Consider the following 25,308-nt stretch of genomic DNA (forward strand, 5'->3'; position numbering starts at 1 on the left):
GGAAGCTATACTCATAATACCAGAAATATAGAAGCGATTGAGCAGGAGATGTTTGTCACCTCTTAATACGTCTATTCGTCAGGCTGTGACAAACGCAAGTTCTCCGCCTTTTCAATGACCCTATTCACGATAATGGCTTTTGCCTGATTCGTGGTTTTGTCTTCCTGATCCATCAGTCGGCGCAACTCACTTTCTGCAGACCCCTTAGGGAACATGTTGGTCAGTGCCCTGGCCGTCAAGATGGGATCGCCGATCTTGCTGATGGCCTCTTGCATCAATTCCAGGTTGCTTGCCTTGGTAGGTGCGGCCCAGAGCTCAAACGCCGATGTGACGATATACAGATCCTGCTCGATCATGCCGAACTTGGTGTTGGCCAAAAACAGGCAGGGGGCGCCCTTGCCGGGAATAGGCCCATTGAGCTGGGTTAGCACATGCTGCCCGTATTCGGATATATCGAATAACTCCACGAGCTTTTCCTGTGCGGGAATCGCGTCTACCCCCATGCAGAAGAACAGCGACCACATGCCCTCTCCTTTGATTTCAGGCGGCATGTGGTCCATGGACTGCGTAGATAGCAACAGGCGGATACCGTACTTACGAACCTCTTTTATCCATCGCATCAGCAGCATCATGGCCCTTGGGGGCGGCGCTGAGTTGTCCAGGCCCACAGACAGACGATGCAGCTCATCGAAGGCAAATAACTTATCGGCACTGCGTAATTCACGGATACGCTTGCGATGGTATTCCCGGTACTGGTCCGGCATATTGAGCCGCGAGATTTCGTCTGGATCGGTCATGAATCCACGCGAAAGTACATTCTGCAATATCATGTAGAAAAGATTGGTTTCTTCGCTGGAGTTGGCGACATCCTGCATATCGATACCAATCATTTTCGCGGTCTCGATATCAAGCTGGGTCGCCCCAGAGAGGGCCGGGAAACTTTCTATCATGCTCTGGAGGGTGGTAACGGCATAGTTGAGGATGCCTGTCCCCTCCACTTCCTGATCCTTAAATGCCTCTTGAATACTGGTCGAGGACGAAATCACGCCCAGCAGATCCGGCAGTGTCGGGGAGGCATGCCGCTGTGCGATGCTCGCCATGCGGATTTCACCGACATCAAAGAGGGCGTCGCCAATGTGATACCAGAGCGTTTTTCCACTGATCACCTCGATGCCATGATGCTTGATCGCCTCGACCAGTTCGGGATATTTGTCTGGGTGGTAGTACGTCCTGGCCATGCGGCCAGTATCTGAGAACAGGCGATAGGCTTCTTTGACGACAAGCGAACCCAGCTTTCTGAGGATGGAGTTCGCCATGCCCGCACCCGCCCCACCGCTTAAAAAGCTGCCCACGGTATCGGCCATGAAGCTCAGTTCCTGGGGCGGTGGCTCGCGCATTCCCAGGGGCGTATCGAATAAATTAAGAGCGTAGGCTGGTGTGTTCTGGATGGTGTAGTGGACGATCTCATGACGCCGGGCCTCTGGCAGCATGTAGCGTAAATAGGTAAACAAGGCTTTGGAGGTGTAGCCCACATCCAGATAGCGCACATGCGGTAGTCCTTCGAGACCGCCTCGAAACAGGCATGCCTTGATAAGCTCGGTCATGGTCACGGACTTGCCCTTGCCGGTGCCGCCAATCAGCACATAGACATGAAAATCGAGCAGGGCATTGTCACCGGGATCAAGCGGGTAGGCCTGGTCCGCACCGCTTCGCATGATCAGCCCTTGCGCCCAGGGACTCGTGGTCATTTCAATGGGCAGAATTTCGGAAATAATCCCGATAGGCATGAACGTCATGGGGCCTTTCATGATGGCACCGGGCAAGGTCGCTGCCACGCCCTCTTCAGGATTGTCGGTAATGCTTACCAATCGAGCCCCGCCGCCGCTTTGTCCACCCCAGAATTGAAAGGCGCCGTGCAATTTATCCACATTGCGCTCAAGGGTCTGCGTATCACGCGCCCAGGTGGCGCACATGATCCGGACCCCGGACACAGAAACCCCATTTTCCTGGAGTCCGTCCAGCTCCTCGATCGACTTGGCAATTTCGAGATTCTGCGTATTGGTGGCTGCCAGCATGAGCGCCATTATGCGCTTCACAGCCAATGTGGCGGTGGCATTACTACCGCTTGCAAGCTGAATGGAGAGTCGATAGTTGGTATCCGCGCTCAAGCGTTTACGCAGATCGTTATAAGGCTTCACCGACCCCCCACCAGGAGCCTGCACCATTTTCAAGGAGGCTTGGTAATTGCCACCAATCTGGCAAAAATCATCCCGTTCGGCGGGAAAATAGATTTTGTCGTCAAATAACTGTTCAGAGAGCGAAGGGTACGCCATGTCCTGCAAATTGAAGATTGGCGCGTAGCCCGTGCTGGTTTTACGGTAAGCCACCGACTCGGCAAACGCTGTGATGTGATCGCCTACCAGGCGAATACCTTCAGGCCTTATTTTGCGGCGCTTCCACATTGACCCGATTAGCGAGGCGCCATCCCTAGCATTGAGCTTGTAATACTGAATACTTAGTTGATCCAGCGCGCCTTCCATCTGGGTCTCATACATGGCGTGCATGTCATGAAGCTTGGTGAAGTGATTACCTCCCTGCCCTACTGGAAACCCCCACTTCTTGGCTTTCTTGGGGTCACGTTCCTTCGCTGGCAAAACCGCAGTCGTTGTATGCAGAACCAGGTACAAGTTCTCGTAGTGCAGCTTGCCATCAAGCATCTCTTCCCGGCTGTTGAGCATATGCTCAGCCGATGGCATCTTGATACGGCGCATCGTTGCGCGCATAGGATCATGTGAGCTTTTTATCTGTTCTTGCAGCCCATCAGCACTGTGCTCATGAATGAACGTCATGTAATAGCCGCTACGCGAGTTCCATGTTCCCAGGTAACGCTCCAGATCCTGAAGCTTGCGTTCCCGCTGCTTACCCTCAAAGCGTCGTAACGCACCATAGATGCGGTAAATGGTAATGGCACCGCCGCTTGAGTCGAAAAGAAGTTCGTTATAACCCGCGTGCACAGGAGATAAGCGTGTCCCGGATTTAATCAGCCCGAGAGTGCTAAGCGCTTTTTCAATTACGATCACGAGGAGACCTTTTCGCTTTCAATACGCTGGGTAAGGGAGGTTTCTGCTTGAGAGAGCACCGAATCAATCGCTGTTTGGTCGACCTGATCGATGGCTTGGTCAATGGCATAGAGATAGCTATGGCCGCAGATTGCCACCCGCTGGATAGCGCTGAGCAACGGCAGGCGACCTGCCAGGTTATCGCCTTGCCAAGTAAGATCGAGGGGCACCTGGAGCATGAGATCCCCAGCGATGCTTTCCAGTGCCTTGTCCTGTTCGGCCATTTTCTGGCTATCTCGCGGTGTTGCGATGGTTAGCCTGCCTGAGCCGTACCCAAGTACGGGGATGAGTGGCGAATGAATCGACTCGGCAATACCATGAAGAGCGAGACGTTCGGTACATGCCATCCAGTAGCCTGTCGCCGGATTGTGTCGCCAGCTTCGATGCACCATTTCCAGAAGCAGTGCGTCTCCGAGACTGATCTCTTCAATATCGGCGAGCATGTCCGGCGCGCACTTCAACTCTCCCGACCACCAGTCTGCCACTTGGATCTTGGCGTTCTCTTCTTCGAGGCTCAGCACCTCATAGGCAATGAAGTGTTCGCGAGACTGGGCCGTGAAGCAGGAGCTGGGGAAGCTGGTGTTGGTAACAGGTGTGAACGCCCCTCTCACCAATATTCCCCTGTCATCTGACAGGTGACCAAGCATCATTTCCTGGGTTGCGCCCGGATCGCCGCCTTCCCAGAGACCCACCGGCAACGGGTGGGCAAGGAAGGTTCTGTAGAAGGCGTGGCGATCGACCGACAGGGTGCGGATAATGTGGCTGTCGGCCGAGGGGGGGCGCTGCACATTGACCCACGCATTGATGGCGGTTTTCAGCTTGACCTGTGGTATGTCCGGCCAGGCTGGCTGACGAAATTCACCGGGCAGCGTTTTTTCGCAAAGCTCCTGAAGAAATGCGCCTTTTTGCGCCTTGTGATGCAGGCCAGGGATGATGCCTGCTCGCTCAAATGCCACCTGATAGCCCCGCCAGACGGCGGTGAGAATGGCTTTTTTAACGTCAGGATCAAGCGCTACCCCGCTCATGGCTTCTGTCTGCCACCCCAAATCCATTGCCACCGCGGACGGCCTAACCGTGAAGGTGTATTCGTCCAGCAGTAGATTGCGCGTGATGTCCGGCACATCCAGGCTGTCGATATCTCTTGCGGAGAGATTGGTCAGGTAGATGATGTCCGGCGACAGGTCGCTCGGCAGGGCGATGTTGCGCCCCGATGGATGCAGGGGATCAACGATCACGCAATTCTTCAGATCGAAGAACCACGCCAGGCCAAAGCGGGTTTCACTGCTCATATCCTGTTTCTCCTTGTGTGCGGATGATTCAGGACATCTCTTTCCATGCCTTGAAAACCATCGCACGGACATTGGCGTCACTGATATTGCTATTTACATAGCCGATGTAATAACGCCGAAAATGACGCCACGCCGAGGGAGAGACGCCGGGAATGGCTTGCACTTCACTGAGGTACTCGGTGGTGGGGAATGCCAGGCGGATATTTTCCGCCTCCATCATTTCCAGGTATTCCTTCGCTTTGGCCGCCTTGCCTTGCGCGACCAGCCGCGGAATATCGTTGATGATGATAGCCAGCTCTCCCCCGGGGAAGTTCTGCTCGCGACGGCGGGTGCCGGCCTCCACCATTTGGTTGAAACTATCGAATAGACTGCCGCTGATAATGATCTGCTGAGTGATGCGCGAGATGGCGACTTGGGGATAATCCCACTGCACGAGTTTAGCGCCGGCATTCAGGGAAAATTCGAGGTGATGACAGCCATGGCACCACAGGCAGGCCGTCACCAGGTTGTCGACATTCCAGTTACCGTGATTCCCGTCGAGATGATCAATCTCCAGCGATGCCTTTGAGGGGCTGTACATGCCGCAGTAGCGGCATGTGTTGTGGTCCCTGAGAAACAACTCATTCATGAGGTCATAGAGGTCGTGCTCGGAGGGCGGGCTTCCCTCCGAAGGACGGATGACATCCAGGTGCAACGGGAGAAGCTCGGGAGCCGACATATCAGACCGTCACTACCAGGCCGTGCTGGTCCGCAAAGGCCTGAAGCGGATCGATGGCCGCAATTGCCGGTTGTTCCTCGACAATGCTGGTCGTAATCGTCTCGCTGGTCGCACCGTCTTTAAAGGTGTTCTCGGCAAGCACCTGGTAGCCACTGCTTGCCAAAAGACCGCCGATGGCAAATTTAACCGCACCCGACACAAAACGGTTCTTTTCACCGGGATTATCGCGATTTTCGGGCTTGAAGTGGTTGTAAATATCCAGCAGCCCCAGGCCGACGCCAACCACCCCGATCAGCGCGAGGCCGCCACCGACAACCACGATCCCCCCGTCGAAGAGGTTGACCAGAAAGTCCATGAAGCCAAAGATAGTCTTTCCGCCAGCGGCCGGCGCTGGGGCTGATGATAATAAAATCTCTTCCATCTTTCATACTCCTTCTTCTCATTAAGCCCCGTCGTTATAGGGCCAGGTTCTTATCGATTGGTGTTTAACCCGATTTACCAGCCCACTCGCTGAAGTGCATCCTGCCCGATGTCTATAACGGTCTGCGGCACCATGGCCAGCATTCCAAACAGAATCTGAAACAATGGCCCAGCGAGCGTTGGCGGTTTTTTGGGATGCGGGTCGGGCGAAAAGAAGCGCATCGTACCGACAGACCCCTTCAATACGCCGATCAATCCCATCAATTGCAGGAATTTCAAGGCGAGTTCCGTCATCGGGTCAGGATCGTCGGTTGAAACCAGCGCCCAACCAGGGATGGCACTATTACCGATATTTCCCTGCACAACGATTGCTGCTGACGAGAGAAAATCAATCACCGCTGGCATCGTAAGCGCGACACTCGTAACTATGCTTATGGCGAGATCAAACGGGTAATTAGCTAACATTCCGATGCCTTACGCATGATATTGGATGCTTCCATATCATTGTAAACGATCGAACGAGGGCGATGGGGGAAAACGTGAAGGGCGGGCACAAAAAACCCGGCCCACATGTGGGCCGGGTTCTTGTAGGACTTTTCGAGCAATGTCAGGCCATGAGGATCTTCATTTCGTCTTGCTCGGGCATGACGACCGGTATCGCCACTTCCATGCCTATACTTGCCTGGAAGTTTTGCCGCCACGGAAGGCTGGCGCCATGGACCAGACTCATTTGCAGGTTACGTGCCGCAGATACGGCGTTATCAAGGATGCTGTTGGCAATCACTTGCTGGGGATGATCCGCGTCATCCAATGCATTAAGCTCGACCCCTTCAGCGACGAGCGTTGCATTCAGCAGGGCCAGCATTGCCACGCCCCCCTCGCGAACCGCTGCGTGGCGATTCAAACGAAACGCCAGGTCATTAACTACCGACGCTGGCTGGCCGGGGCAGAGATGCGCTATAAGGTCCGCTAGATTCTCTTCGAGCTGCCCGGAGGGAATCAGTGCCACCTGCAAGCCATGCTTGTCGCTTCCCACGCACCAATAAAGATTGGCCGGAGCGCGCTCACCAAACACAACGCGGACCCCTTGTGGGAGCACTTCAGAAACCACTTTAACCTGGCCTGAAAGCACCTGACCCATCGAGTTGTGAGCTGTCACTATAATCTTCCTCGTTCTTGTTGCATGCCTACAACAATATTTTCGTTTTTTTTCGTTTTTCTTTCTCGCAATCCCTTCTTATGAGGGTTTGTTATTGCGAGGGGATCGGTGTATCGAGCATAAGTCCGATAACACCGGGGTCAGCCCACGCCAGGGGGCGGACATTTGCTGCTCTGCCTGCGGCATCTTCCAGTGGTCGCTTTAGCGAATCCGAGCTTTGTCTAAATGCGTATTCACCAAAAGTTGGGTCAGTCTGAATTGACCTGCTTGTCGTTTCACCGGTTTCAAGATCGGTTTCTACGTATGACGTCGTGTCTTTAACGCCCGCATAGTCTATCCCCATCGCGGCGATACCGTAAAGCAATGGGACACCATATCGTTGCAATATGCGACGATTGATACCCGTTTGTAGCGAAGTTTCAAGGCTCTGCGGGTCTACTGCAAGCAGCGAAACGCTGTCGATCAGTTGATTGTCGGGCGTTACCACACGATTGAAGGTGATCAGGAGTCGCTCACCCTCAAAACGTGCTTGCCCAATCACCCGGCCTCCCTCAAGCGGTCCTTCGAGTATCGTAGCCACTACTCTGGCATTCGGCTGATCGGACGTGATCCGGTTTTGCAGGTAAGCGGTAATCACCTCGCCTGGCATACCGAATTCGCCTAGCTCATAGCGCCCTGCCCCGTCTGACTCGGAATTGCCGTCACCGCCATTACCTCTGGCTCCGTACAGACGCTCTTCCAATCCTGGGGTAAAAGGCATGGATTGCCCACCGCGGGCTGAACCGCCATTGGTACTGTCTGCGGAGGCATACATGACATTGGCATTCCAGCCCGTTGTCGTCTGTCGCGCCATCTCTTCCTGAATGGCGATCGACATACCGGCCGGTTGCACAGGCCCTGCCGTTTCACGCACCAATGGCTCGCGCCCACCCACCCTGCTAGGAACCGGCTCCGGGGGGCGGGTCGGCTCAGGGGCGATAGTTCCGAAGGTGTTGTTCTTAGCCGCAGGCTCGCTGCCTTCATCCTCATCGAGGACAGATTCGTTAAAGCTTATCACGGTGCGGCCGCCCTGGATTTTTTCTTGCTTGAGCTCCTCTTCCTCAATGTCGCGCTGCACCCCGGCCTGCTCTTGTCGCATTCCGCCGCCAATTCCACCTTCGCTGACTTCCGCCTCTATTCGAGCCTCCCCACGAATGGATTGGCCACCCAATGTAGGCGCGCGCTCACTGCCATCACCAAACAGGATGCGCCATACCACAAACAGCCCCCCCAGTAGCAGCCCGACCCCTATGAGAACGCCTTTCAAAGATCGTTTTTTTCGCTGCTTGCCCGTGACCATGTTGGCTTGGGGTGCCTGGGGCATATCATCCGGATCAGCGCTGATGATCGTGTTGTCTTCTGACATTATGGAAATCTCCTACTCTGCAACGCTGATGCTTGTATATTGCCCATTGGCACTGAACCCCATGCTCTTGGGAGGGGCGCCATTGAGTCGAATGACCGTGAATCCACGCATGCGATCATGACTTTGATCGGCAATTGAAATGTTCCACGGTGCTATGTGATCAGCCATGCGCAGGTAATAGGTTTTAGAGTGTCGATCGGTGGCATCCCGCCAGAGGGACATCTGGTCGGAGAGAGGGCCATCCAGCTCGAGTCCTTCCAACTCAGGGCTGGGAATGCCTTGCAAAAGCGACAGCATCGCGCCCTCCAGGGCCTCTCCGTAGGCATACTTACCCGCCGCCCGTTCGATATCCGGCATGTTCACGATCCAGTCCAGGCGGAGTTCATTCAAATAGGCCAGTTCCCGCTCTGTCTGTGTCGAGGGGTGCGAGCGAATTGTGAGGATGATTGGGTACGTTTCGCCCTCAACACGGATCGTGATATTTGTTGAGCGCATTGAGCGGCGAGGAGAAACAATTAATCCCGTTACGGGTCCCGAGCCACTGGCCGCTACACCGCCGTCGCCGCCGGCGCCTGTGTCTTCAGTGATCATCTGGCTCGGCGGCAAATCACCCACAAGGTTTGGTTGGTTTCCCTGAGAACCGCCTCCGGTTTGATGCAGCGGGATAAGCTCCGCCGACTCACTGTCGGATATCCGCCAGGAAAGAATTTTTAGAGGATTGCCGGCCCGATCTGAAAACACCAGGGTCGTGTCGAAACGCTCCATAATGTCTATCTGAGGAGACTCGCTGCGCTTTACCGTCACCACCTTGTTGGCGATGGTGGGTGGATTGGGATTTTCGCGAGCGGCCTCCTCAAGAGAAAGCTGTTGTCGTAACGCACGAATTTCCTCAGGAGCCAGGCGGTCTCCCATCTGGCTCCTCACGGAGTCCATGGTTTCCTGATCCACTTGGAGCATTTGAACCAGGCGTGCATCCAATTCGGCATTAGTGGGTTTGCCTTCATTGGCTTGGGCGGTATGAAAGCTCCCCAGGCACGCCAAGCAGACCACCGCCCTGGCAAGAGAGTTTCGAGCATAACGTCTTGGCAGCATCAGCGGATGTCTCCTTCCAAAATCTGGATGCGGTTTATTAATATCCGTCGGGGATGTTCTGTGGGTTCGACACGGATCAATTGGGCGCGCATCTGCCCTGTCAGTCGTCGGGTTGCCGGCCGCATTGAACCACCTGATCCGGACGTCTCGGCCCCTTCAAGCATCAGGACGATTTTGGCGGCATACTCCCAAGTACGGACGCCCTTCTCAACACCGCTTGCCACCAGCACGGGCGCATCGGGCACGGTGCCCACAACCACTTCCCGGCGCTGGCGCATTTGATTTACGAGCCCCATACGATCGATTTCGGCAACAAGGTCGCGAAATGCCTGGTCGGTCATGATGTCCGGTGCGTTTCGCTGAAGATGCATTTCCACATTGCGGTAATGAAAGGAAAACAACTCACTGATCGATTGCGACAAGAAGTTTCTGACCACTGCCTGAGAATGTACTGGATTGCTCAGCGGCTGGGCCTCAAAAACGCTCCCGTCTTCGCTTGTATAGAAATACTTGTACTGGATTTCCCGGGTCATCCCGACATACGCCGCCGCCGCAGTGAACAGGTTGGTTCCCAGTAGCGCAAGGAAGGCGCGCCGGTGCAGCTGATTGCTACTCTCAAGAAGGTAGGCACGTTGCGAGAGTGCTTCTGAAAGCAGCACCTCAGGGTGCTCTACTTCCGCACGCGTTTTCGCCTCACCATCGGCTTGGGTTGAGGCGCTTGATTCCGCGGCATTCACCCCCTGCCCTGTTGTGGCTTGGGATACCGACGAATCGCTTAGCTGGCTCTCTGGGTCGGGAGCCGGATTTTTGCTGCCCTTGGACTTGCGCTTGAACAGGGTTAGCGCCATTGCTAGTGCCTCATTTCGGATGCTTTGTATAGCATACCTGATTTTGATAACCGTAGGCGCAGCTTTAGCCCCAGGCTGGGATCTCCCCAATAGGCATTTCACGGTAATTTCGTTTTTTTTCGCCCGCTTTCTCCCTGTGACCCCTTTATATATACCAAGGACAGAAAATTCAGATCGACCGAGGAAATCACATGAGCAAGCCACTCCAAGCCACACCCAACAGGTTCGTGGGCATGACCAGCGAAGAAGCTTTTCAGCGGGCGTTGCCGGTCTATCGAATCGCCATGCATTTCGCAGCACAAAACCTCGGGGACCTGGACGGTGGTGCCAGCAGGCGCAAAAAGGCAATGGACTGGTTCGTCGGGAACGACGATGGCTTTGCGCAAATTGAGTCCGTTGCCAGGTTTATTTCCAGCTTTCATAATTCAGCACTCGGTCTTCCCAAGATGGCCCGGGAGATTGCCGGCCATACAACGCTTAGCGCCGAGGGAGGGATCAGAAAAGGCGTTGCCGACATGACCTCTACCGAAGGGGTGAAAGCTATGCTGCTATCGTCTGCAGGCATTCATATCAGCGATGATGGAACCTATATCCTGTCGAATTCCGGCGAGGCGCGCATGTGTCGCTCCGCATCTGTGGATGGTTTACTGGAGGCCAGTCAGCGAGTAGGGACTGTCGTCAGTCAGTATCTTGATAAGTCTATGGAAAAGACCGTTTCGGCAAGCCCTCGTAGACTGACAAATACACCTTCTTTGTGAGGGTGATACCCTAGACATAACTTCATCTCCATTCTTGAGAAGAGACCGATGCCTTCATCTCATTCATCGCTACCGACTGGCATAACCCGTATCGCACTGCTGCAGGTGCATGCCGCCCTTCGTGATGCGGATGATCAAAACCCCACGCAACGGCTCGCAGCTCGAGACTGGCTGGAGACGCGGGACGAGGGGTTCGTATCATTGGACAGTTGCTGTGATTACTTGGCAAAGGGTACTGGCGACTTGCACCCCGGGCTTCGGCAGGTCATGGAGCAGCGCGCAGCTGCTGCCTTGGGCTCCGCACAAGCATCCTCGCTGGATACGTCGTCCGGCTGGCGAGATGCGGTTCAGGCGGCGCTTTCATCCGATGCATCGACGCGACAGAATTTCTGCACGTTCCTTTATCATGCTCAGGACCCACAGTTGATGCCGGATATGGCGCCGCCAGAAGCCAATGCGGCGAACCCAAGTGCGCCTTCTTCGAGTCGCAACAACCCGACACTGTAAAATGACACTGAGCAACCCCGCTTTTCTCTATAGGAGATCGACACCATGAGCCAACCCTCTCCATGCCAGGGCCTCTCCCTTCAGGACATTCTCAGTGTATATGCACTGGCCCCCGAGCAGCGTGCAGTGCTTGAAGTGGCAGGACTGACGGATTCTGCTGAGGCAGCGGATCAGCTGAGGCCTGCGCTTGATAATGCACTGCGGGCCTTGCGCGACGAAGCAAATGCCGAAGCGGCGTTTAACGAGAAGTATCGCGTCCAGCCATAACTGCCACCTGTGCTGCACGGCTGTTCTTCTTGCGTCGCCTTCGGGCGACGTTTTGCTTTCCCCTTTTTCCCGCGAAGTTCGCTAGACTGGTAGCAAATCACCAACTTGCGATGTTAACCCGATGCTCTCGACGCTCTGGCTTTCTGCTGCGATCATTTCCCCGCTGTACCTTCGTATGCTCCAGTGGCGCTCTCGGCGCGTCGGTATTGCTCACAAGCCTGCTTTTCGTTTCTGCATGGCTGGTGCCGTGATGATGAGTGCCTGTTTCTTTCTTGGCCTTCTAATGGGCATTCTCGGCATGAAGCTAACCTATGTCGCCACGCAGCTGGCCGGCCGGTTGGTCATGTGGGGCTTTGACTTACAGCGACTGGGCACTGCCGGTGCGCCGTTCATGGTAATTGTCACTTTCTTGTCCACCTTTCTGCGTGGCTCTTCCGAAAAACCTTCGTCCTGACCTCTCTGGAGCATCCCGTCTTGCAAGCGATCCATCCTCTTCTGGCCCTCGGCCTCGCCTCCGCGCTTGGCCTATGCATCGGCAGTTTCCTTAATGTCGTGATCTCGCGGCTCCCGGTCATGATGATGCGTCAGTGGCATATCGATGCCCTGGAAACATTGGACCAGGAGGTGGAAGAGTTAAAGCCGTTCAATCTGGCGGTTCCTCGCTCGCTCTGCCCTGGTTGCGAGTCCCCTATTGCCTGGCACGATAATGTTCCGCTTCTTGGGTACCTTAAACGCAAGGGACGTTGCGCCAACTGCAGTGCCAGTATCAGCGTCCAGTACCCCTTGGTGGAAATCGCCGGTGCCCTCCTGGCGGCAGGCGTCATCCTCATTCATGGCGCAAGCCTCGAGAGCCTGTTTTTGCTGGGTGCATTGCTTGCGCTTCTTACCCTGGCGGTGATTGATTTTCATACCCAGTTACTCCCCGACATCATTACATTGCCGCTACTGTGGGCTGGGCTTGCCTTCCATGCGCTATTTCAACCCGACATGCTGCAGCAAGCGGTGATCGGCGCCATGGGTGGTTATCTTGTTCTGTGGTCAGTGTTCTGGATTTTTAAGCTTGCCACCGGCAAGACCGGGATGGGGTATGGCGATTTCAAGTTGATGGCCGCTCTTGGTGCCTGGCTTGGATGGGCTTTCATTCCTTATGTACTGGTGATAGCCGCCTTTATTGGTGCCTCTGTAGGGATCGTTGCTCAGCTGGCCATCCCCAGGCTTCGCGGTGAGCCGATACCCTTCGGCCCCTTCCTGGCGATCGGCGGTGGCTTGTGCCTGTTTTTCGGTGAAGCCTTGATTGGTGCTTTTCAAGGCATGCTCACGCTCTAGCAAAAAACCTCGGTTCCCGCCTGATTCGAAGTGCCGATTATTTCGGCAAAATTTACGACCTGTGTACGCTCGAAGTAAGAATTCTCTGAAACGAGCCACGCACATGACTGAAACACGTACCTTACGCTTCGATATTCGTAATCGCGCTGAAGCCGAGCTTGCTCTGATCCAGGCGGGTGCGCTGGTGCTGGACGCCAGTGGCGAAACCTATGGCTGGACAGAGATTGTCGTAACACGAGCGCTCTACCCTGCCTCGCGCCAGCAAGAAGCCTATGTGGCCAGCATTACCAAGTTCATGAGCCATCATGTCTATTGGCACGGACTTACTCTTAGCCACCGTCAATGGGAGGACCTGCTGGTCGCCGCTTGGCGCAAGGAATTTCCTGTGCCGGGCCTTACCGGCGGGCTTGCCTTTGTGGGTGGCCAGGCCAGAGATCTCGGCGTGCAGTCCTGCAGCCAGTTGATCGACCTTGCCGAAGCTATTCTGTCCCACCTGAACCTATCTCTCGATTCGCCGCCATCACAGCCGATCAACGTCATTCAGACCGGTGATGAGCTTTGCGATCTTCAAGCGCTCTCGCTTGTACGCGATCACGCCAAGCCGGTCCATGTCGGCACTGCATTGGCCGCCAAAAGATCCGTTAAACCCAAGCGGCCTTCTCGCCAGCGTGGCTGGGATAACATTCGTACTCGGCCAGCCTTGCCTGTCCCGGTCGTCGCATCGTCTAGCGAAAACGAAAGCCTCTAACTCTGACTAAATCTACTTGGGAGTATTTGCCATGACCGATAACCTCATTCTTCACGATTTCGATCAGCTAGACAGCACTTTCGAAATCTCGAGCGCCGATGAGAGCGAGCGCGATATCGATGTTCTTTTCCACGAAGACGACTTCAGTGACGGACGTCACGTTACAGGAGAGATTTTTTCCCAGCGGGACGACTATCGCACCCTGATGCAGGCCAACTTGCCAGGCAGTGCCATCTACGAGTACGGCAGCACCTTTTCTCGGCGCCTGGCTTACAACACGCCGTTTCCCGATCAGTCTTCTGTGTATTCTCGACCACGTTTTCGCTACGTGGCTCGGGGCCGTCAGCCGGAAGCACGTTTTTTAGTGTCGCTCACTGAAAATGGGGTGCGTGAGGAGTTTCTTCGTGATCACTTGGCCCACCATGCCCTTGAGGTACCTTATTTGGTTGCGGCTTACCATGGGCTTCTGGGCATGGCGATTGCCGGTGCCGCCATTGAGGCCAGCGCCAAGCGGGATATCTATGAGCGGGCCAGCGCCCGCGTTGCCTTTCCGCCGGCTGGGGAAGCCCCGAGAGCCATGGGTGACCACCAGGATGTCTGGCTGCCTTCCAGCAGCCGCTGGCAGGCCTCACTCTGTGCACCCGTTCGCTTCAACGCCGGCGCACCGGTAACCCATGATGATTTCATTCCGGATCTCACGGACATGGTGCAATGGCGCGCACTGAAGGATCGCTGCCGGTTCCGGGACTACCAGTCGACCCTTCCCTTGGGTGTGTCCAGTTCCATGCTGGGAGAAAGCGGCGCCTTACTGTTAAAGCCCCTCAACGAAAAGGCCTTCTCCGCCTCGCGCCGCCATCCGGTGGTAGTCACCATGCCGAATGGCGCAATTATCATGATGTGCCTGAACACCATGGATGGCTTCGGCGAAGACCGCCTGGACCGAGAGAAAAGCCCCCTGCTCGACTGGGCCATTAACAAGCTGCATCGCTCCGGCGGGATCAACACTGTTTACCGCCACGGGCTCCAGCGGACCGTGTTTTCCCTGCTCGCCGAAGAGGTGTACAACGCAAGCGTGGAGAATCGCCGTCCCGATGTGCCCTGGGTGGGATGTGGCGCCAAGGCATTGAAACTGCCGGTGGTCCTTGACCATGAGGTGATTGCCCCTGAGGTTCGGGCCGATGACGCCTTCCGTCACCTGATGCTGCATAACCTGTAGCACTCCCATCGCCTTACCCGACCGGCCCTGAAGGCCGGTTTTTGTTGGCATGATATTGACGCCGATACCAGAAAACCATGCACGCAAAAGCCCCGGCATTAAGCCAGGGCTGGGACAACCAGGTGTGGTTTAGTCGGTCTCACATCTGTCGTGGCGCAGAGAGTTACGCCAGAGCACGACCGATAATTAAGCTGAGCTCTTGGCCGATGTCGTCATCGCATAAATAACCTACCAGATCCCGGGCGTCGTTGGCGGCCTCCACGAGGATGGCATGATCACGCTCGATCGATGCCGGGTCGGTGTAACGGCCGATGTCCAGTTCCACCAGTCGAGAGATGCGTGCAAATGCCAAATACTCCAGGTCGGCGGTGCCAATTTCGGCATCGGTGCTGATCGCCTTGAGGACCAGTTCGATCAGGGCACGGCGGATCTTCAGTCGCGCCGTCTCGGAGGGGCTGCCCTCCAGGACGTTGCGATATTCCCGCGCCAGCATCTCGGTCTCATACAGGTTTTCCTCACGGATCACTGGCTTCAGCGCCTGGAGTTGAGCGGTGGCTGCGGCAATCTTTTTCTCAAGGTGGCGCTTAAAGGCCAAACCTTCCGTGACCGAGGAGCGACCGGCCTGGCGGACACGGCTCTCGATGTAATGCTGCATTTCGCCTACATCCGGATCCAGATCACCACGGCTACGACTGGCAAAGGGGTAGTCAAGCCCCGCTTTTTTCCACTGCTGCCGGGCGCCTTCATTGTCCTGGATGATTGCCGGCTCCCAACCCCCATCGCCTGGACGTGTGCGAACCAGTAGGGTGCGCTTCGCCGAAGGATTGTATTTGCCTGCCGATTTCAGGCGGACATTGGGGTGTCCCTGGTCGAGCAAGGCCTCCAGGTGCGGGCTGATCTCTCCCCAGTTGTCATCCTGGGAGCGCAGTTCGCCGCGCAGCTGGTGCAGTGCCTCAAGCAGGGTGAGCTCGGCGCCGGCGGGCTGGGTCGAGCTTTCTTCCGGCGCCGACACATTCGAATCCGTCAGCAATTGGCTCGCGAACTTGGCCAGGGCCTGGTCGCTCGTGTGGGCGGTGATCTCGATGGGTGTCGCAGCCTCTCCGTGGCCAGACAAAGACGCAATGATCGCCTGGTGACGGGCTACCTGGACGTGCTCCTGGTTCATGAACTCGCAGCGGCTGTCGATAAAGGCGCCAGCATCCATAGGGTGGTTATCCATTTCGCAAGCCTCTTCTGGCGAGGTCATTTCATGGGGATGAGTATCAGCAGGGCTCATAACACTGGCAGCAGCCTGGGGAATGGCATGGGGACTGGCCACCGTCTGGGCGATCGGCTGGTGCTGGGACTGGGCGCTTTCCCGGTCGGTGAAGCGCGCTGACTGCGACTGACTCATGTCCGGGGTGTGGTTAGCTGTTGTCATGATGGTAATCCTTGGCGGTTGCAGTGTGGGTCATCGGCGGTTGCCGGGTGCCCGTTGAGTTAAAGCCTAAGCCATATATGTGTATGCGTCAACATATATACTACATCTTGATTGCTGCTGAGTCGCTCCCCTTCGCTGGATCAGTCCTTCCCGATGCGTGGCGTACCCTGGCCAGAGATTGCTTGCAGCTGCTCGAGGGTCTCGCGAATACGCATGTCCTGTTTGAGCAGGAGTTGCCGGCTGGCCTCACTGTGCCGAGCCTCGACCAGCAGCGCTGATTTATGCTCCGACAGGGGGGTGATCTCAAGCTCCAGGTCAAAAAACTGCAGGGACATCTCCATGTAGGGCGTTTCATTGTCGAGGGTCAGTAGCCCAGTGCTCTGGGTGGCATGATCATGGAAGAGTCGCCACAACTGATCGCAAAAGCGCCCCGCCCGGCGATTAACGGATCCACCGCCTGTGCCCATGTTCAGCATGCGCATGAGGGTATCCCCCGTCACGCTGTAGCTCTCATTGAGACTGGAGTGTGCTTTGAGGTGGTTATAGACCCGGTGCGTAAAGCCCGAACGCTCATAGAGCAGGGACGGGTGAACCATCCAGCCGTTTCCATGCATCAGATCCGACCAGATCATCGGCGACAGACTGAAGGTGACGTAGCGTATATCGCGCTGGGGCTTCCAGGCGCTGGCGGCGGTCGACGCGCTTTCGTTGTCAGCCCCCAGGGTCACGTTGTCGACCAGGCGAAATTCAGTACGGTTACCCCGAATGCCCAGGTGGGCCTGGATGCGCTGGGCCATCCGCCCTTCCGGGTTAACGGTCAGGGCGAAGCTGGTATTGATGATGCGCACCATGCCTCGCTGGAAGCCTTTGTAGGCATAGGTTTCATTCTTGCCTTTGCTCAGCTGCTTAGCCAGAACGCGCAAATCCACCTTCATCAGGTTTTCAGGCCGCTTGCCCTGCTTCACGTCGCGAATGATCTGCTGCATGGCCGCGGTGAGAAGCGCCAGCAACAGCTGGGAGTCATCCGCAGTGATCAGGCCAAAGCTTGGCTCCGATGTGGCATCCCAGAGTGTGGTGGCCGCTTCAGCCTCGACAACCTCATTATTGAGGCTCACCGGTGTCGAGATCGACGTCCGCGGATCGCTCGCCTTGTAGCGGGAGCACTTCTCGATCAATTGGGAGACCAGCAGGTACGTCCAGGGCTCCTGGGTGTTGAGGTCATACTTGGAGGACAAAAGGTTGCTGGCCACCAGGACTTCATAAAGCTCGCTGGCTCGCGTCAGGGCCTTCTTGGTGGGTGGCGTGCGCGCCTTGCCGGGGGTTACCCCTGGGATTCGCTCGGCGGAGGGGGCCTGCTCCCGCCAGAGTTCGGCCACCGTCTCGGGACTTCGAAGACTATATAGCCAGCCGCCCCCTCTAGCGCCGTTTCGCACCTTGACCCGGGTGGCGACACCCGCGTCAAACAGGCTCTTGCACAGGTTGGTGATCTTCTGGGCTTGCCAGGCTTTGGTGATCGAGGCGTCACTTGCTGCCGACATGGCGTCTTGGATCTGTTCGCCATCGATCACCTCCCCAGACGGGGTGCCTGCGCTGAGGGAGTCCAGTGCCTCAAGGAAGGCGCGCTCGCTTGCCACCATGCTCGCGCCTTTATCGAGCAGGCGAAAGCCGAGGGACTTCCATTTATGGATGTCGGCGCTTGAGGTTGGCTCAAAATATGGAGATCGGCGGCCTATCAGGCGCGAATCCGTACCGCTTATATATGAGAGTTCGCTCATGTTGTGCCACTTTTTTTCAGATGGAACGATACGAAAAATAATTACGGCTTTTTCCGCCCTGCCTACCACCATATATCAACCGCTTGAATTATCGTATCGGTTTCTACGTGTTTTCTCTAGTTTTTCTCTTATTTAATTAACCACTTTCTTGTTGCATACTGCATTTTAGCTCTGCTAGAGTACGTTTGGAATTAACATGTAGTGGTGTAAATACTTTTTTTTCGTCAGGGGATGACCGCGTGATTCCATTGCTTATCACAACCCAGAGCCAGAAACACGAAACCCCCAACCGCGGGGCGGTTGAGGGCTTCATGTTTTGGGTGCTGCAATGTTTGCTCGTGTCCGACTCAACAAAGAACGCAGTAGCCGCTGCGCATTGCCTGACTCGCTTTGTAACACGAGGGATGATTAGGGTAGCCGCCCTGCTCAACCATGTTTCCAACTCTGCTTACAGACTCCATGCCTGACCATTCCATTCCACGCCATGTTATGTCGTTCCACGTCATTTCATGTCTGGCCAAGTATTGCTAACGATTTGAATGGTATCGCATGGCGTCTGGGGCATCAAGTTTAAGACTAATAAGATGAGTGAAGGTGAAGGATTACACCAAGCCCCGTTATTCGATGACTCTGCGGATGACACGGAAAATCGCTGTCGTATCCCTGCATTGATAGGGCTTTCGAAGCGCAAGATGCCTGCCCATGCGGGAGTTTTCCCTCAGGCACTCTGTGCCTGGGTTTCCGCGATGCCTGCCAGTAACAAGCGCTTTGCTGAAGCGGCCCCTTGTTTGTATGTGCATGCCGTTGAGGGAAAGCCGGATCACCTGATCGTTCCTAGCAAGCACAATGTGGCGCAAGTGGAATCCTGTCAGCGGCGCTTTCGGTTAGCGAAAAAGCAGGCCGTTGCGACCGGAGGCGGTGTCGGTGCCAATCAGGTGATCCTCCAGCCACGCCATCTCAATACTCTCGCCTACCTGTTATCGGGTTTGAAGTTTCCCTTGCCTGGGACTGATGTTCAAATCAGCTCAGTGCTCGGCGGGCGTATCACGATGCAGTGCGAGCCTCGGCCCTTGATCCGGCGTCTTGGGTATGCGCCTGGGGGGTCTGCCTATGACAGTCTTGAAGAAGATATCACGACGCTTGCTCGCCTGCTGGTCGTCCAGGAGAGGCTTGAAGGTGGTGAGTGGGTGGCCATCTGCGCCGAACCGCTGATCGACTATTTCGATAGCGGTCAGGTCAGCGTCCACGGTGGGGTACTTCAGCAATCCCGATCGCTTGAGAGCACGAAAAAGCGCCCCTCGCGACTCGCCCAATGGCGAATATCGATTGGTCAGCCGCTGACGGCCATGTTGCGGTGCGCCGCCTCCGACCTGACGGTGATTACCCATGGGCTTTGGCGCGCTGCGGGCCGCCACGTGGGGGCGCAGTGGCTGACATTGTTCTACGCTGGCCATGGCTATGATCGCAATAACATTCATGACTACCGCATCGACACATTGTCGCAACTCATGCGGACATGCCCCGATGAATTTATCAATTCACTGCCCGAACGTGATGACCAGCGTGCCGGCAAGGCAGTTCTCGACCCCTGGCAGCCCCGAGTCAAAGAGATTGGTGTCGCGCAGCGTAATGACCAGCATGCGGTAGAGCGCGAGAAACAGGGAAGCGTTCACAAGGGACGCCAGAGCGCCTACCGGCGAGTGGCCGCAAGCTTTGCCAAGCTCGAGTCACATGACATCGGTGGGTTTGCCAAGGCGGATCTGGTGCAGCCCTTTAGCGATACCCGCAGAATTTATCGCGGGTTCGACCGGTACAACGTGCAGCGCTGGGCGGGACATATCGAACTGGTACGGCACATGATCCCCTCTTCCTTCGACCGCACCCTCCTAGCTGCGCTGAATCGCATCCAGTCAGCGCCTGCCGCCACGAAACCCAGCCCCAAGAAAAAAGCAGCCGTGGACAATCTGCGCCGCGATGTAACGCTCACCCTGTCCCAGATAAGCCAGGCACGGGCCGGCAGCTGGTGGAGTCAGCACCTGCATAATCGTCTCGAGCGTGCGTCGGCCCGCCGCGTCCCTGCCTTCCAGCGGCTCTCCCCTGTCGACAAGGTGCCTCCCCTGCTCTTGGTGATCTGACACCTCGGGCCTCTTTCTTTCCACCCTGCGCCAAGCGCGGGGCATTTGGCATGCCCGGAATTCGGGATTTCCTCGCCACCACCGACCAACAATAGACCTTCGTTGTAAGCCATTTGCCATTGCCCGTTACCCTACCCCCACGGCACTCCGGTCGGGCATTGCTTGCGTGGTTTGGAGGCTGATTTTTTATCCCCAGGATGTGATTTCTTTTTCGCAAAATGAGACTAATACAGGCAATGCTGTGAAGGCGTCATTCAAAAAGGTGAATACGTAAGCTAATCATGGGCCGAGGTTGCGCATTATGTGGCTGCATGGCCCCAGCGTGATGAGCCGCAAGCTCAATCGACCTACAGGCCGCGCCAGCCGGGGCTTCGGGGAATGGCTAAAAGAAGTGAAAGGGGGTTAAAACAGGCTAATGGACACTAAAAACCCCACACCGGCTTCGCCGATGCAGGGTCTTTTGTTGTTTATTCGGTTCGGGTTGCTCAGGTCGGTGACGTCAGCGAGATGCTTTGCGCCTGGCTGGTGTGGGGGTGTTCGACAGTGATCCGGTCACTGTTCCAGCAATAGGTGACCAAGGCATGCAGGGTCTTGTCGGGGCGATACATGTAGCAGGCCAGTTCGCCCATGCTGTAGCTGAAGGACAGGCCGTGCTCCGAGGCGTAGTCATCGAGAAAATCGAGGAACAGCAGCTCACGTTGACCGGCGAGACGAGGTGGGCGAACCCGGTCAGGATGTTGCAATGGAATCATGGCTATTGCGCGGGATACCCGGTACGTCTAGTCGGGAGGGTTGGATAACGTCGTGCGCGCACGACCCGAAGTCCCTTGGCCGCGCCTCCTTTGTAGTTGTAGTTAAGGCTCTAAGGCTGGGTACCAAGTGGTGGGCGTCGCCATCACCGTTTACCCAGGTTTTTCTCTTGTCGGCACTTGTTAGGTGCCCCTTGCATAAAGTTCAGGTGCTGTGGTGTAGAAATAACTATTTGCAAGATCATACCGCAAAAATGCCCACCTCCGGGAGGTGGGCAAAGGTATCACCAGTCGGATCACGCCACCTTGATCTCTCCCGCGTCGCTGATGCTAACCGAGAAGTGGGAGCCCCCGAGGGCTTTGGTAAGGTGTGAAATGCTCGCCTTCAAGTGATTCTCGATGATCGTGGCCGGCGAGTCGCCTCTATGCAGCATTTGCACCTGCTCGACCAAGCTCACATCAACATGAAGCTGGGTTTCGTCCCTCTCGGTACCATTATCGCTCTCGCCGTAGCTATCCATGGACAAGAACATGGTGGAAATATCCATGCGGGTAGCGTTGCGCGTAATCAGCAACCGCCGCGTGGCCATGTCGTAGACGGCGGCCTGGGTCACCTGCACGGAGGGCAGTCGTGCGTCATTCGGGGTCAGCTCGATCGCATCGCAGACCACAATCGAGCGCTCCATGTTGAACCAGTCAAAGCGAAGTGCGCCGTTTTCTTCAATTGGCGATATCGGGGAGATAGAAGAAACGGGCCGCGCCTGAACCCGGAATTTGTCGGCATTGCTGCTGGGGCGCTCCCGAGCTTCGACATCGATGGTATTGGCCTTTGCCCAGTGCCCCTGATCAAGCCGAGAAAAGCCATCGATCACCTTGGTATTGGTGGCCGCAAGGTAGGTGCTTACGGCACTGATCGGGTCTGGGTCATCAAACCGGATATTGGCCAGAAATATTTCATCGGTGGGCGCGAGGTTACCCTCAATGGAGATATATTCTGATGCTTCTCCAAAGGCGGCCAAATGGTTAATGGTTTCCACCCAATCGGCGAGAAGCGGCATGTCGTTAAGCAGGTGCGCCATGCGCCAGCGCAGGCAGAGGTCTGCGTAAGACGCCAGGAAGCGTCCCGCGCTCAGGTTAGCTTTGGCCTGGACAAGGCGATCCGCAAAGAAGGCCGCCAATTGACACCTGATATCGGCATAAACGGCTTCCGCGTCTATCAGGCTATCGCGGTCTGGCACTCGCGCCCGTACCTTGGTGTTGTCCAGATGCAGCACGGATGAACATTCTGGTGCCGGCACGGCCCTCTCCGCCCTTGCGTTTCGAACCATGAAGTCACCGGCGAATAGGGGCTGGTTTAGGAAGTCGCGCTTGAGGCGGGTGAGCACGAAGCCTTGCAGTACCACCACGATGTTGGATGACCAGGGTTGGGCCAGTTCGCTTTCGGTGGTGGCCAGCAATTTGCCTTGAAGCACCCCGCTCTCAAGTATCGCACCGCCTGCCACCTGACGCAGGGGTGCGGGGAGCGGATCACCATTGAAGAGTATGTCGATGGGGAATGCCTGCGCCAGCCCCATAAACAGCTCAGCTGCGTTATCCGGGTGCAGCGGTTGGTGCTCTTCACGAAGGGCATCGGTAAGCGCCAGCGTGATGCGTGAGCCGCTTTGCACGTCTCCGCTTTTCAGCATCAGCGGTTTGAAATCCAGGATATCGGCGGTGTGGGCGTCGATGCACCAGCCGTTGGACTCGACGGTAATCCGGTCGGCGGCGAACAGGGCTGCGGCAAAACCAATGCCGAAGGGGTTTTCGGTGGCCATCATGTCCATGTCCTGCCACTCGGATTTACCGATGCAGAACAGCACTTGGGGGTCGGTGATACCGTGGCCATCGTCGATAAGGGTCAGGATTCCGTCAACATAGTTGACTTCAACCTTGCTGGCACCTGCGCGGCGGGCATTCTGGAGCAGCTCCTTGAGGAAGGTGGTGTTACTGGTGAACTGATCCGCCAAAGTGCGGATGGTGCCATTGCGAGATACGTCGAGCGTGATGGGCTGTGTCATTGTGGTCATGGCGGTTGCCTCATGTCTGGATTTGGGTCGGCGGTTGCCGATGTCGCTCCGTTGAGAGCCGACAAGCACAGTATTATTCATATATGGGGTTAGGTCAACTCATATATAGTTAATCATTGGTATTCTTTTCTGCCCTTTCCACAACGGATCGGGCAGAGAGGATCATCAGGCTGCTGCCTGAAGGGTGTCGGTTAACGGGATGAGGCGCAGGCAGACCATCGTGCCCTTGGGCAGCTGCGACAATAGAGCTGGGAGTGGGCTGTGCTTGCCGTTAAGGGCTTTCGAAAGCGCGCTGGCCTTGGGTCTGACGCTTTTCTCCAAGGGCGTGATAATGGCTTGTACGCACCGCTCAACCGTCTCGGCAGAGATGGGCTCACCGCTCGAGGGAATCACGACAGCGCCCCGCAAGGGAATGTCGATGCCCCAGGCAATGCGGGTTTCCAGCACAAGGCCAGGAATGCCCTCCAGCGTGTGGCGCTTGCCGTCCTCGGCCTGAAGTGCCAAGGCGTTGGCTATGATCGCTCGGCTGGTTTCCTGTGGAAGTGGGCGTGAACGGCTGTAGCGGTGTTGCTCACCGTAGGCTTCGACCTCGCGCACCACGAGCATGGCGAACTTGTGAGAAAGCCCCGGACAATGGTGCAAAACGGCCCCCAGCTTGATGTCGCGGTTAACCGATGGGGTAGTTGCGTTGAGCATGATGGTCTCCTTCTCCTTGTTGGGTTACTGGGCCGCCATGACGGCCAGCCAGTTCTTGGCGGTTTCCTGATCGGCCACCCAAAGTGGCATGACATGCGCCATGTCGTCGGTTGCGACACAGGCGGTCTCGAAGTCGTTGGCACCGGTAATGGGGTGCAGGTTGCCGTCCGTGTCCAACAGGAAATAGGGGTTATCTGACCCCTGGGTTAGCGCTTTCGCCCATTGGCTGATGACGTCAGCGTCGAACACGGCCAGCCAGCCGTCCTCGTTGATTCCCCTTCGGTGTAGCGACAGCGATGCATCAGAGGTATTGCTTGCCCGTCCGAGGCGGTGAATTTGCCCTTGGGTGTCCATCCAGAGGTAGGGACGGCTCGGCATGGCGATGCTGGCATGTTGTTGGGTGTTGGCAGTCGGCATTTTATGTTCCTTGTGATGGTTATGGCGGGCGCTGCCCGCCGCTTTTGTTCCGTCAGCAATTGAGGCTCGTGAGGCGTGGGTGGCAAGCGGTGCTTGTCGTCACCTTTTCACCAGTCATACGTGGGCAAGCCGTCCATAAAATCACCGTCAGCATCGAACATGACCCACACGATGCCGCCTCGACGGGCGCGGGACAGGATGCTGTAGGCCACCGGAAAGTGGCGGAGCTTGTCACTGTGCTCTGTGACGAGGGTGTTGATCATGAAGCTCTTGTCCCGGATGAGGCCACCGAGCTTGTCATCCAGAATCCGGTTGGGCAGGCTGTCGTGAAGATTGCTCGAGCCTTCATTTTCGGGGAGATGGCCGGTGCTCAATACCAGCATGGGCTCGATAAGCGGCTGGGTAGCTGAATCAGTAATATCAAAAGGGGTGATCTGGGGGGTGGCGCTTGGCATGACTGGATTCCTCTTGGCGGTTGCCGGATAGGCCGTTGGGCGTCTGCCCTAAGCAAAAGAATACCTTATATACTGGTTGTGTGCAATCAATATACAAAAGGATGAAGAAATGCCCTGCCCACATTGGCAGGGCACAAAGACATCATTTGGGCGTTTCTACATCGAGGGGCCGTTACTGAAGGGCGACTGGCCGCCGAGTTTTGGATTATTGGCTTTCTCCATCGCTTCACGCTGGCGGGTTTCGCGCTCGTATTCCTCCCTAATGATCCGCTCTGTCTCCAGGGTTTCTTCTTCATCCAGGTCATAGAGTTCCGCCGCCAGACGCAGGAGATCAAGGCGTGGGTTACCCGAATCCTCCAGGGTGGCGCTGGATACTTTGGAGAGCAGCGGTTTATCCCCAGCATCCTCGGCCTGGCGCTCGCCTTCACGCAGATACCCCTTGATGTCGGAAAGACCGCGCCCTACCCCGCTCAGGGAGGTGCCCAGGTCGCGCATCACATCAGGGTCACCGCTTCTTATCGCGTGTTGAAACTCCGATTCGGTCATGGATAGCAACTGGTCGCGCAGGGCTTGCTTGTCAGCGCTTCCTTCGAGAGAGTGGCCTTTGTCCAGGCTAAGCTCTCGTGCCTGTTCGCGTGCCCTGATTATCTCCCGCGCCACCTCCTTGAGTTTGAGTGCATTAGTGCTTGCTTGGGTAGTGTTTGGGGGCTGCATGAGCGTCTC

25 protein-coding genes are annotated in these 25,308 nt (G+C 56.3%); 8 read left to right on the plus strand and 17 right to left on the minus strand.

All coding sequences use genetic code 11. From position 1 onward, the window contains the following. Positions 1–71: 71 nt before the first annotated feature. The 9 genes from DU506_RS01390 to DU506_RS01430 all read right to left on the minus strand — a co-directional run bounded on the left by DU506_RS01390 (position 72) and on the right by DU506_RS01430 (position 10,050). Positions 72–3,080, minus strand: coding sequence for a hypothetical protein (locus DU506_RS01390; protein ID WP_114485167.1), 3,009 nt, complete (start codon positions 3,078–3,080; stop codon positions 72–74). Continuing rightward, a complete protein-coding gene (locus tag DU506_RS01395; protein ID WP_114485168.1) occupies positions 3,077–4,408 on the minus strand; it encodes a hypothetical protein in 1,332 nt (443 codons plus the stop codon). Before DU506_RS01395 ends, DU506_RS01390 begins: the two co-directional genes overlap by 4 nt. 28 nt (positions 4,409–4,436) lie before the next feature. Beyond that, positions 4,437–5,126 (minus strand): HNH endonuclease, encoded by a 690-nt coding sequence (locus DU506_RS01400; RefSeq protein ID WP_114485169.1) that lies wholly within the window; start codon positions 5,124–5,126, stop codon positions 4,437–4,439. 1 nt (position 5,127) lies between these two features. After that, positions 5,128–5,547: a hypothetical protein gene (locus DU506_RS01405; RefSeq protein ID WP_114485170.1), complete on the minus strand. Its 420-nt coding sequence runs from the start codon at positions 5,545–5,547 to the stop codon at positions 5,128–5,130. Between the two features lie 74 nt (positions 5,548–5,621). Beyond that, complete coding sequence (locus tag DU506_RS01410; RefSeq protein WP_114485171.1) at positions 5,622–6,011, minus strand: hypothetical protein; 390 nt, start codon at positions 6,009–6,011, stop codon at positions 5,622–5,624. A gap of 142 nt (positions 6,012–6,153) precedes the next feature. Then, the gene (locus DU506_RS01415; RefSeq protein WP_147273722.1) at positions 6,154–6,705 is read right to left on the minus strand and encodes a hypothetical protein; all 552 of its coding nucleotides are present in this window, start codon (positions 6,703–6,705) and stop codon (positions 6,154–6,156) included. Between the two features lie 91 nt (positions 6,706–6,796). Continuing rightward, complete coding sequence (locus tag DU506_RS01420) at positions 6,797–8,110, minus strand: hypothetical protein (protein WP_114485173.1); 1,314 nt, start codon at positions 8,108–8,110, stop codon at positions 6,797–6,799. 12 nt (positions 8,111–8,122) lie between these two features. Then, on the minus strand, positions 8,123–9,202 hold the full coding sequence (locus DU506_RS01425) for a DotH/IcmK family type IV secretion protein (protein ID WP_114485174.1): 1,080 nt from the start codon (positions 9,200–9,202) through the stop codon (positions 8,123–8,125). After that, entirely contained in the window at positions 9,202–10,050 is an 849-nt protein-coding gene (locus tag DU506_RS01430; protein ID WP_114485175.1) for a DotI/IcmL/TraM family protein, read from the minus strand. Before DU506_RS01430 ends, DU506_RS01425 begins: the two co-directional genes overlap by 1 nt. A gap of 191 nt (positions 10,051–10,241) precedes the next feature. On the opposite strand from DU506_RS01430, the gene DU506_RS01435 reads away from it, so the two are divergent. From DU506_RS01435 to DU506_RS01465, 7 genes are all read left to right on the plus strand, one after another. Beyond that, complete coding sequence (locus tag DU506_RS01435; protein ID WP_114485176.1) at positions 10,242–10,808, plus strand: hypothetical protein; 567 nt, start codon at positions 10,242–10,244, stop codon at positions 10,806–10,808. 48 nt (positions 10,809–10,856) lie between these two features. After that, positions 10,857–11,315 carry a hypothetical protein gene (locus tag DU506_RS01440; protein ID WP_114485177.1) on the plus strand — a complete coding sequence of 153 codons (459 nt, stop codon included), beginning with the start codon at positions 10,857–10,859 and terminating at the stop codon, positions 11,313–11,315. Between the two features lie 45 nt (positions 11,316–11,360). Beyond that, on the plus strand, positions 11,361–11,582 hold the full coding sequence (locus DU506_RS01445; protein ID WP_114485178.1) for a hypothetical protein: 222 nt from the start codon (positions 11,361–11,363) through the stop codon (positions 11,580–11,582). A gap of 121 nt (positions 11,583–11,703) precedes the next feature. Beyond that, entirely contained in the window at positions 11,704–12,036 is a 333-nt protein-coding gene (locus DU506_RS01450; RefSeq protein ID WP_114485179.1) for a hypothetical protein, read from the plus strand. A 29-nt stretch (positions 12,037–12,065) separates the two neighbouring features. After that, the gene (locus DU506_RS01455; protein WP_114485253.1) at positions 12,066–12,908 is read left to right on the plus strand and encodes a prepilin peptidase; all 843 of its coding nucleotides are present in this window, start codon (positions 12,066–12,068) and stop codon (positions 12,906–12,908) included. A 103-nt stretch (positions 12,909–13,011) separates the two neighbouring features. Then, on the plus strand, positions 13,012–13,656 hold the full coding sequence (locus DU506_RS01460; RefSeq protein ID WP_114485180.1) for a recombination protein NinB: 645 nt from the start codon (positions 13,012–13,014) through the stop codon (positions 13,654–13,656). A gap of 31 nt (positions 13,657–13,687) precedes the next feature. Then, positions 13,688–14,872 carry a hypothetical protein gene (locus DU506_RS01465; protein ID WP_114485181.1) on the plus strand — a complete coding sequence of 395 codons (1,185 nt, stop codon included), beginning with the start codon at positions 13,688–13,690 and terminating at the stop codon, positions 14,870–14,872. Positions 14,873–15,035: 163 nt separating this feature from the next. Here DU506_RS01465 and DU506_RS01470 read toward each other — a convergent pair whose 3' ends face one another. Together DU506_RS01470 and DU506_RS01475 are read right to left on the minus strand one after the other, a co-directional pair. After that, positions 15,036–16,292, minus strand: a complete 1,257-nt coding sequence (locus tag DU506_RS01470; RefSeq protein ID WP_147273723.1) for a hypothetical protein — start codon at positions 16,290–16,292, stop codon at positions 15,036–15,038. 140 nt (positions 16,293–16,432) lie between these two features. After that, on the minus strand, positions 16,433–18,067 hold the full coding sequence (locus tag DU506_RS01475; RefSeq protein ID WP_147273724.1) for a hypothetical protein: 1,635 nt from the start codon (positions 18,065–18,067) through the stop codon (positions 16,433–16,435). Positions 18,068–18,651: 584 nt separating this feature from the next. Between DU506_RS01475 and DU506_RS01480 the strand changes: the two genes are divergently transcribed. After that, positions 18,652–20,202, plus strand: a complete 1,551-nt coding sequence (locus tag DU506_RS01480; RefSeq protein ID WP_147273725.1) for a hypothetical protein — start codon at positions 18,652–18,654, stop codon at positions 20,200–20,202. A 485-nt stretch (positions 20,203–20,687) separates the two neighbouring features. Here DU506_RS01480 and DU506_RS01485 read toward each other — a convergent pair whose 3' ends face one another. The 6 genes from DU506_RS01485 to DU506_RS01510 form a co-directional block, all read right to left on the minus strand. After that, positions 20,688–20,954, minus strand: coding sequence for a hypothetical protein (locus DU506_RS01485; RefSeq protein ID WP_114485185.1), 267 nt, complete (start codon positions 20,952–20,954; stop codon positions 20,688–20,690). Between the two features lie 293 nt (positions 20,955–21,247). Continuing rightward, positions 21,248–23,017 (minus strand): ATP-binding protein, encoded by a 1,770-nt coding sequence (locus DU506_RS01490; protein ID WP_181870661.1) that lies wholly within the window; start codon positions 23,015–23,017, stop codon positions 21,248–21,250. A 165-nt stretch (positions 23,018–23,182) separates the two neighbouring features. After that, positions 23,183–23,713 (minus strand): hypothetical protein, encoded by a 531-nt coding sequence (locus DU506_RS01495; RefSeq protein WP_114485187.1) that lies wholly within the window; start codon positions 23,711–23,713, stop codon positions 23,183–23,185. A gap of 24 nt (positions 23,714–23,737) precedes the next feature. Beyond that, a complete protein-coding gene (locus DU506_RS01500; RefSeq protein ID WP_114485188.1) occupies positions 23,738–24,130 on the minus strand; it encodes a hypothetical protein in 393 nt (130 codons plus the stop codon). Between the two features lie 107 nt (positions 24,131–24,237). After that, complete coding sequence (locus DU506_RS01505; RefSeq protein ID WP_114485189.1) at positions 24,238–24,585, minus strand: DUF5983 family protein; 348 nt, start codon at positions 24,583–24,585, stop codon at positions 24,238–24,240. Positions 24,586–24,741: 156 nt separating this feature from the next. Continuing rightward, positions 24,742–25,299, minus strand: coding sequence for a hypothetical protein (locus tag DU506_RS01510; RefSeq protein WP_114485190.1), 558 nt, complete (start codon positions 25,297–25,299; stop codon positions 24,742–24,744). Positions 25,300–25,308: the final 9 nt, after the last annotated feature.

The organism is Vreelandella rituensis, assembly GCF_003336665.1.
Taxonomy (GTDB): Bacteria; Pseudomonadota; Gammaproteobacteria; order Pseudomonadales; family Halomonadaceae; genus Vreelandella; species Vreelandella rituensis.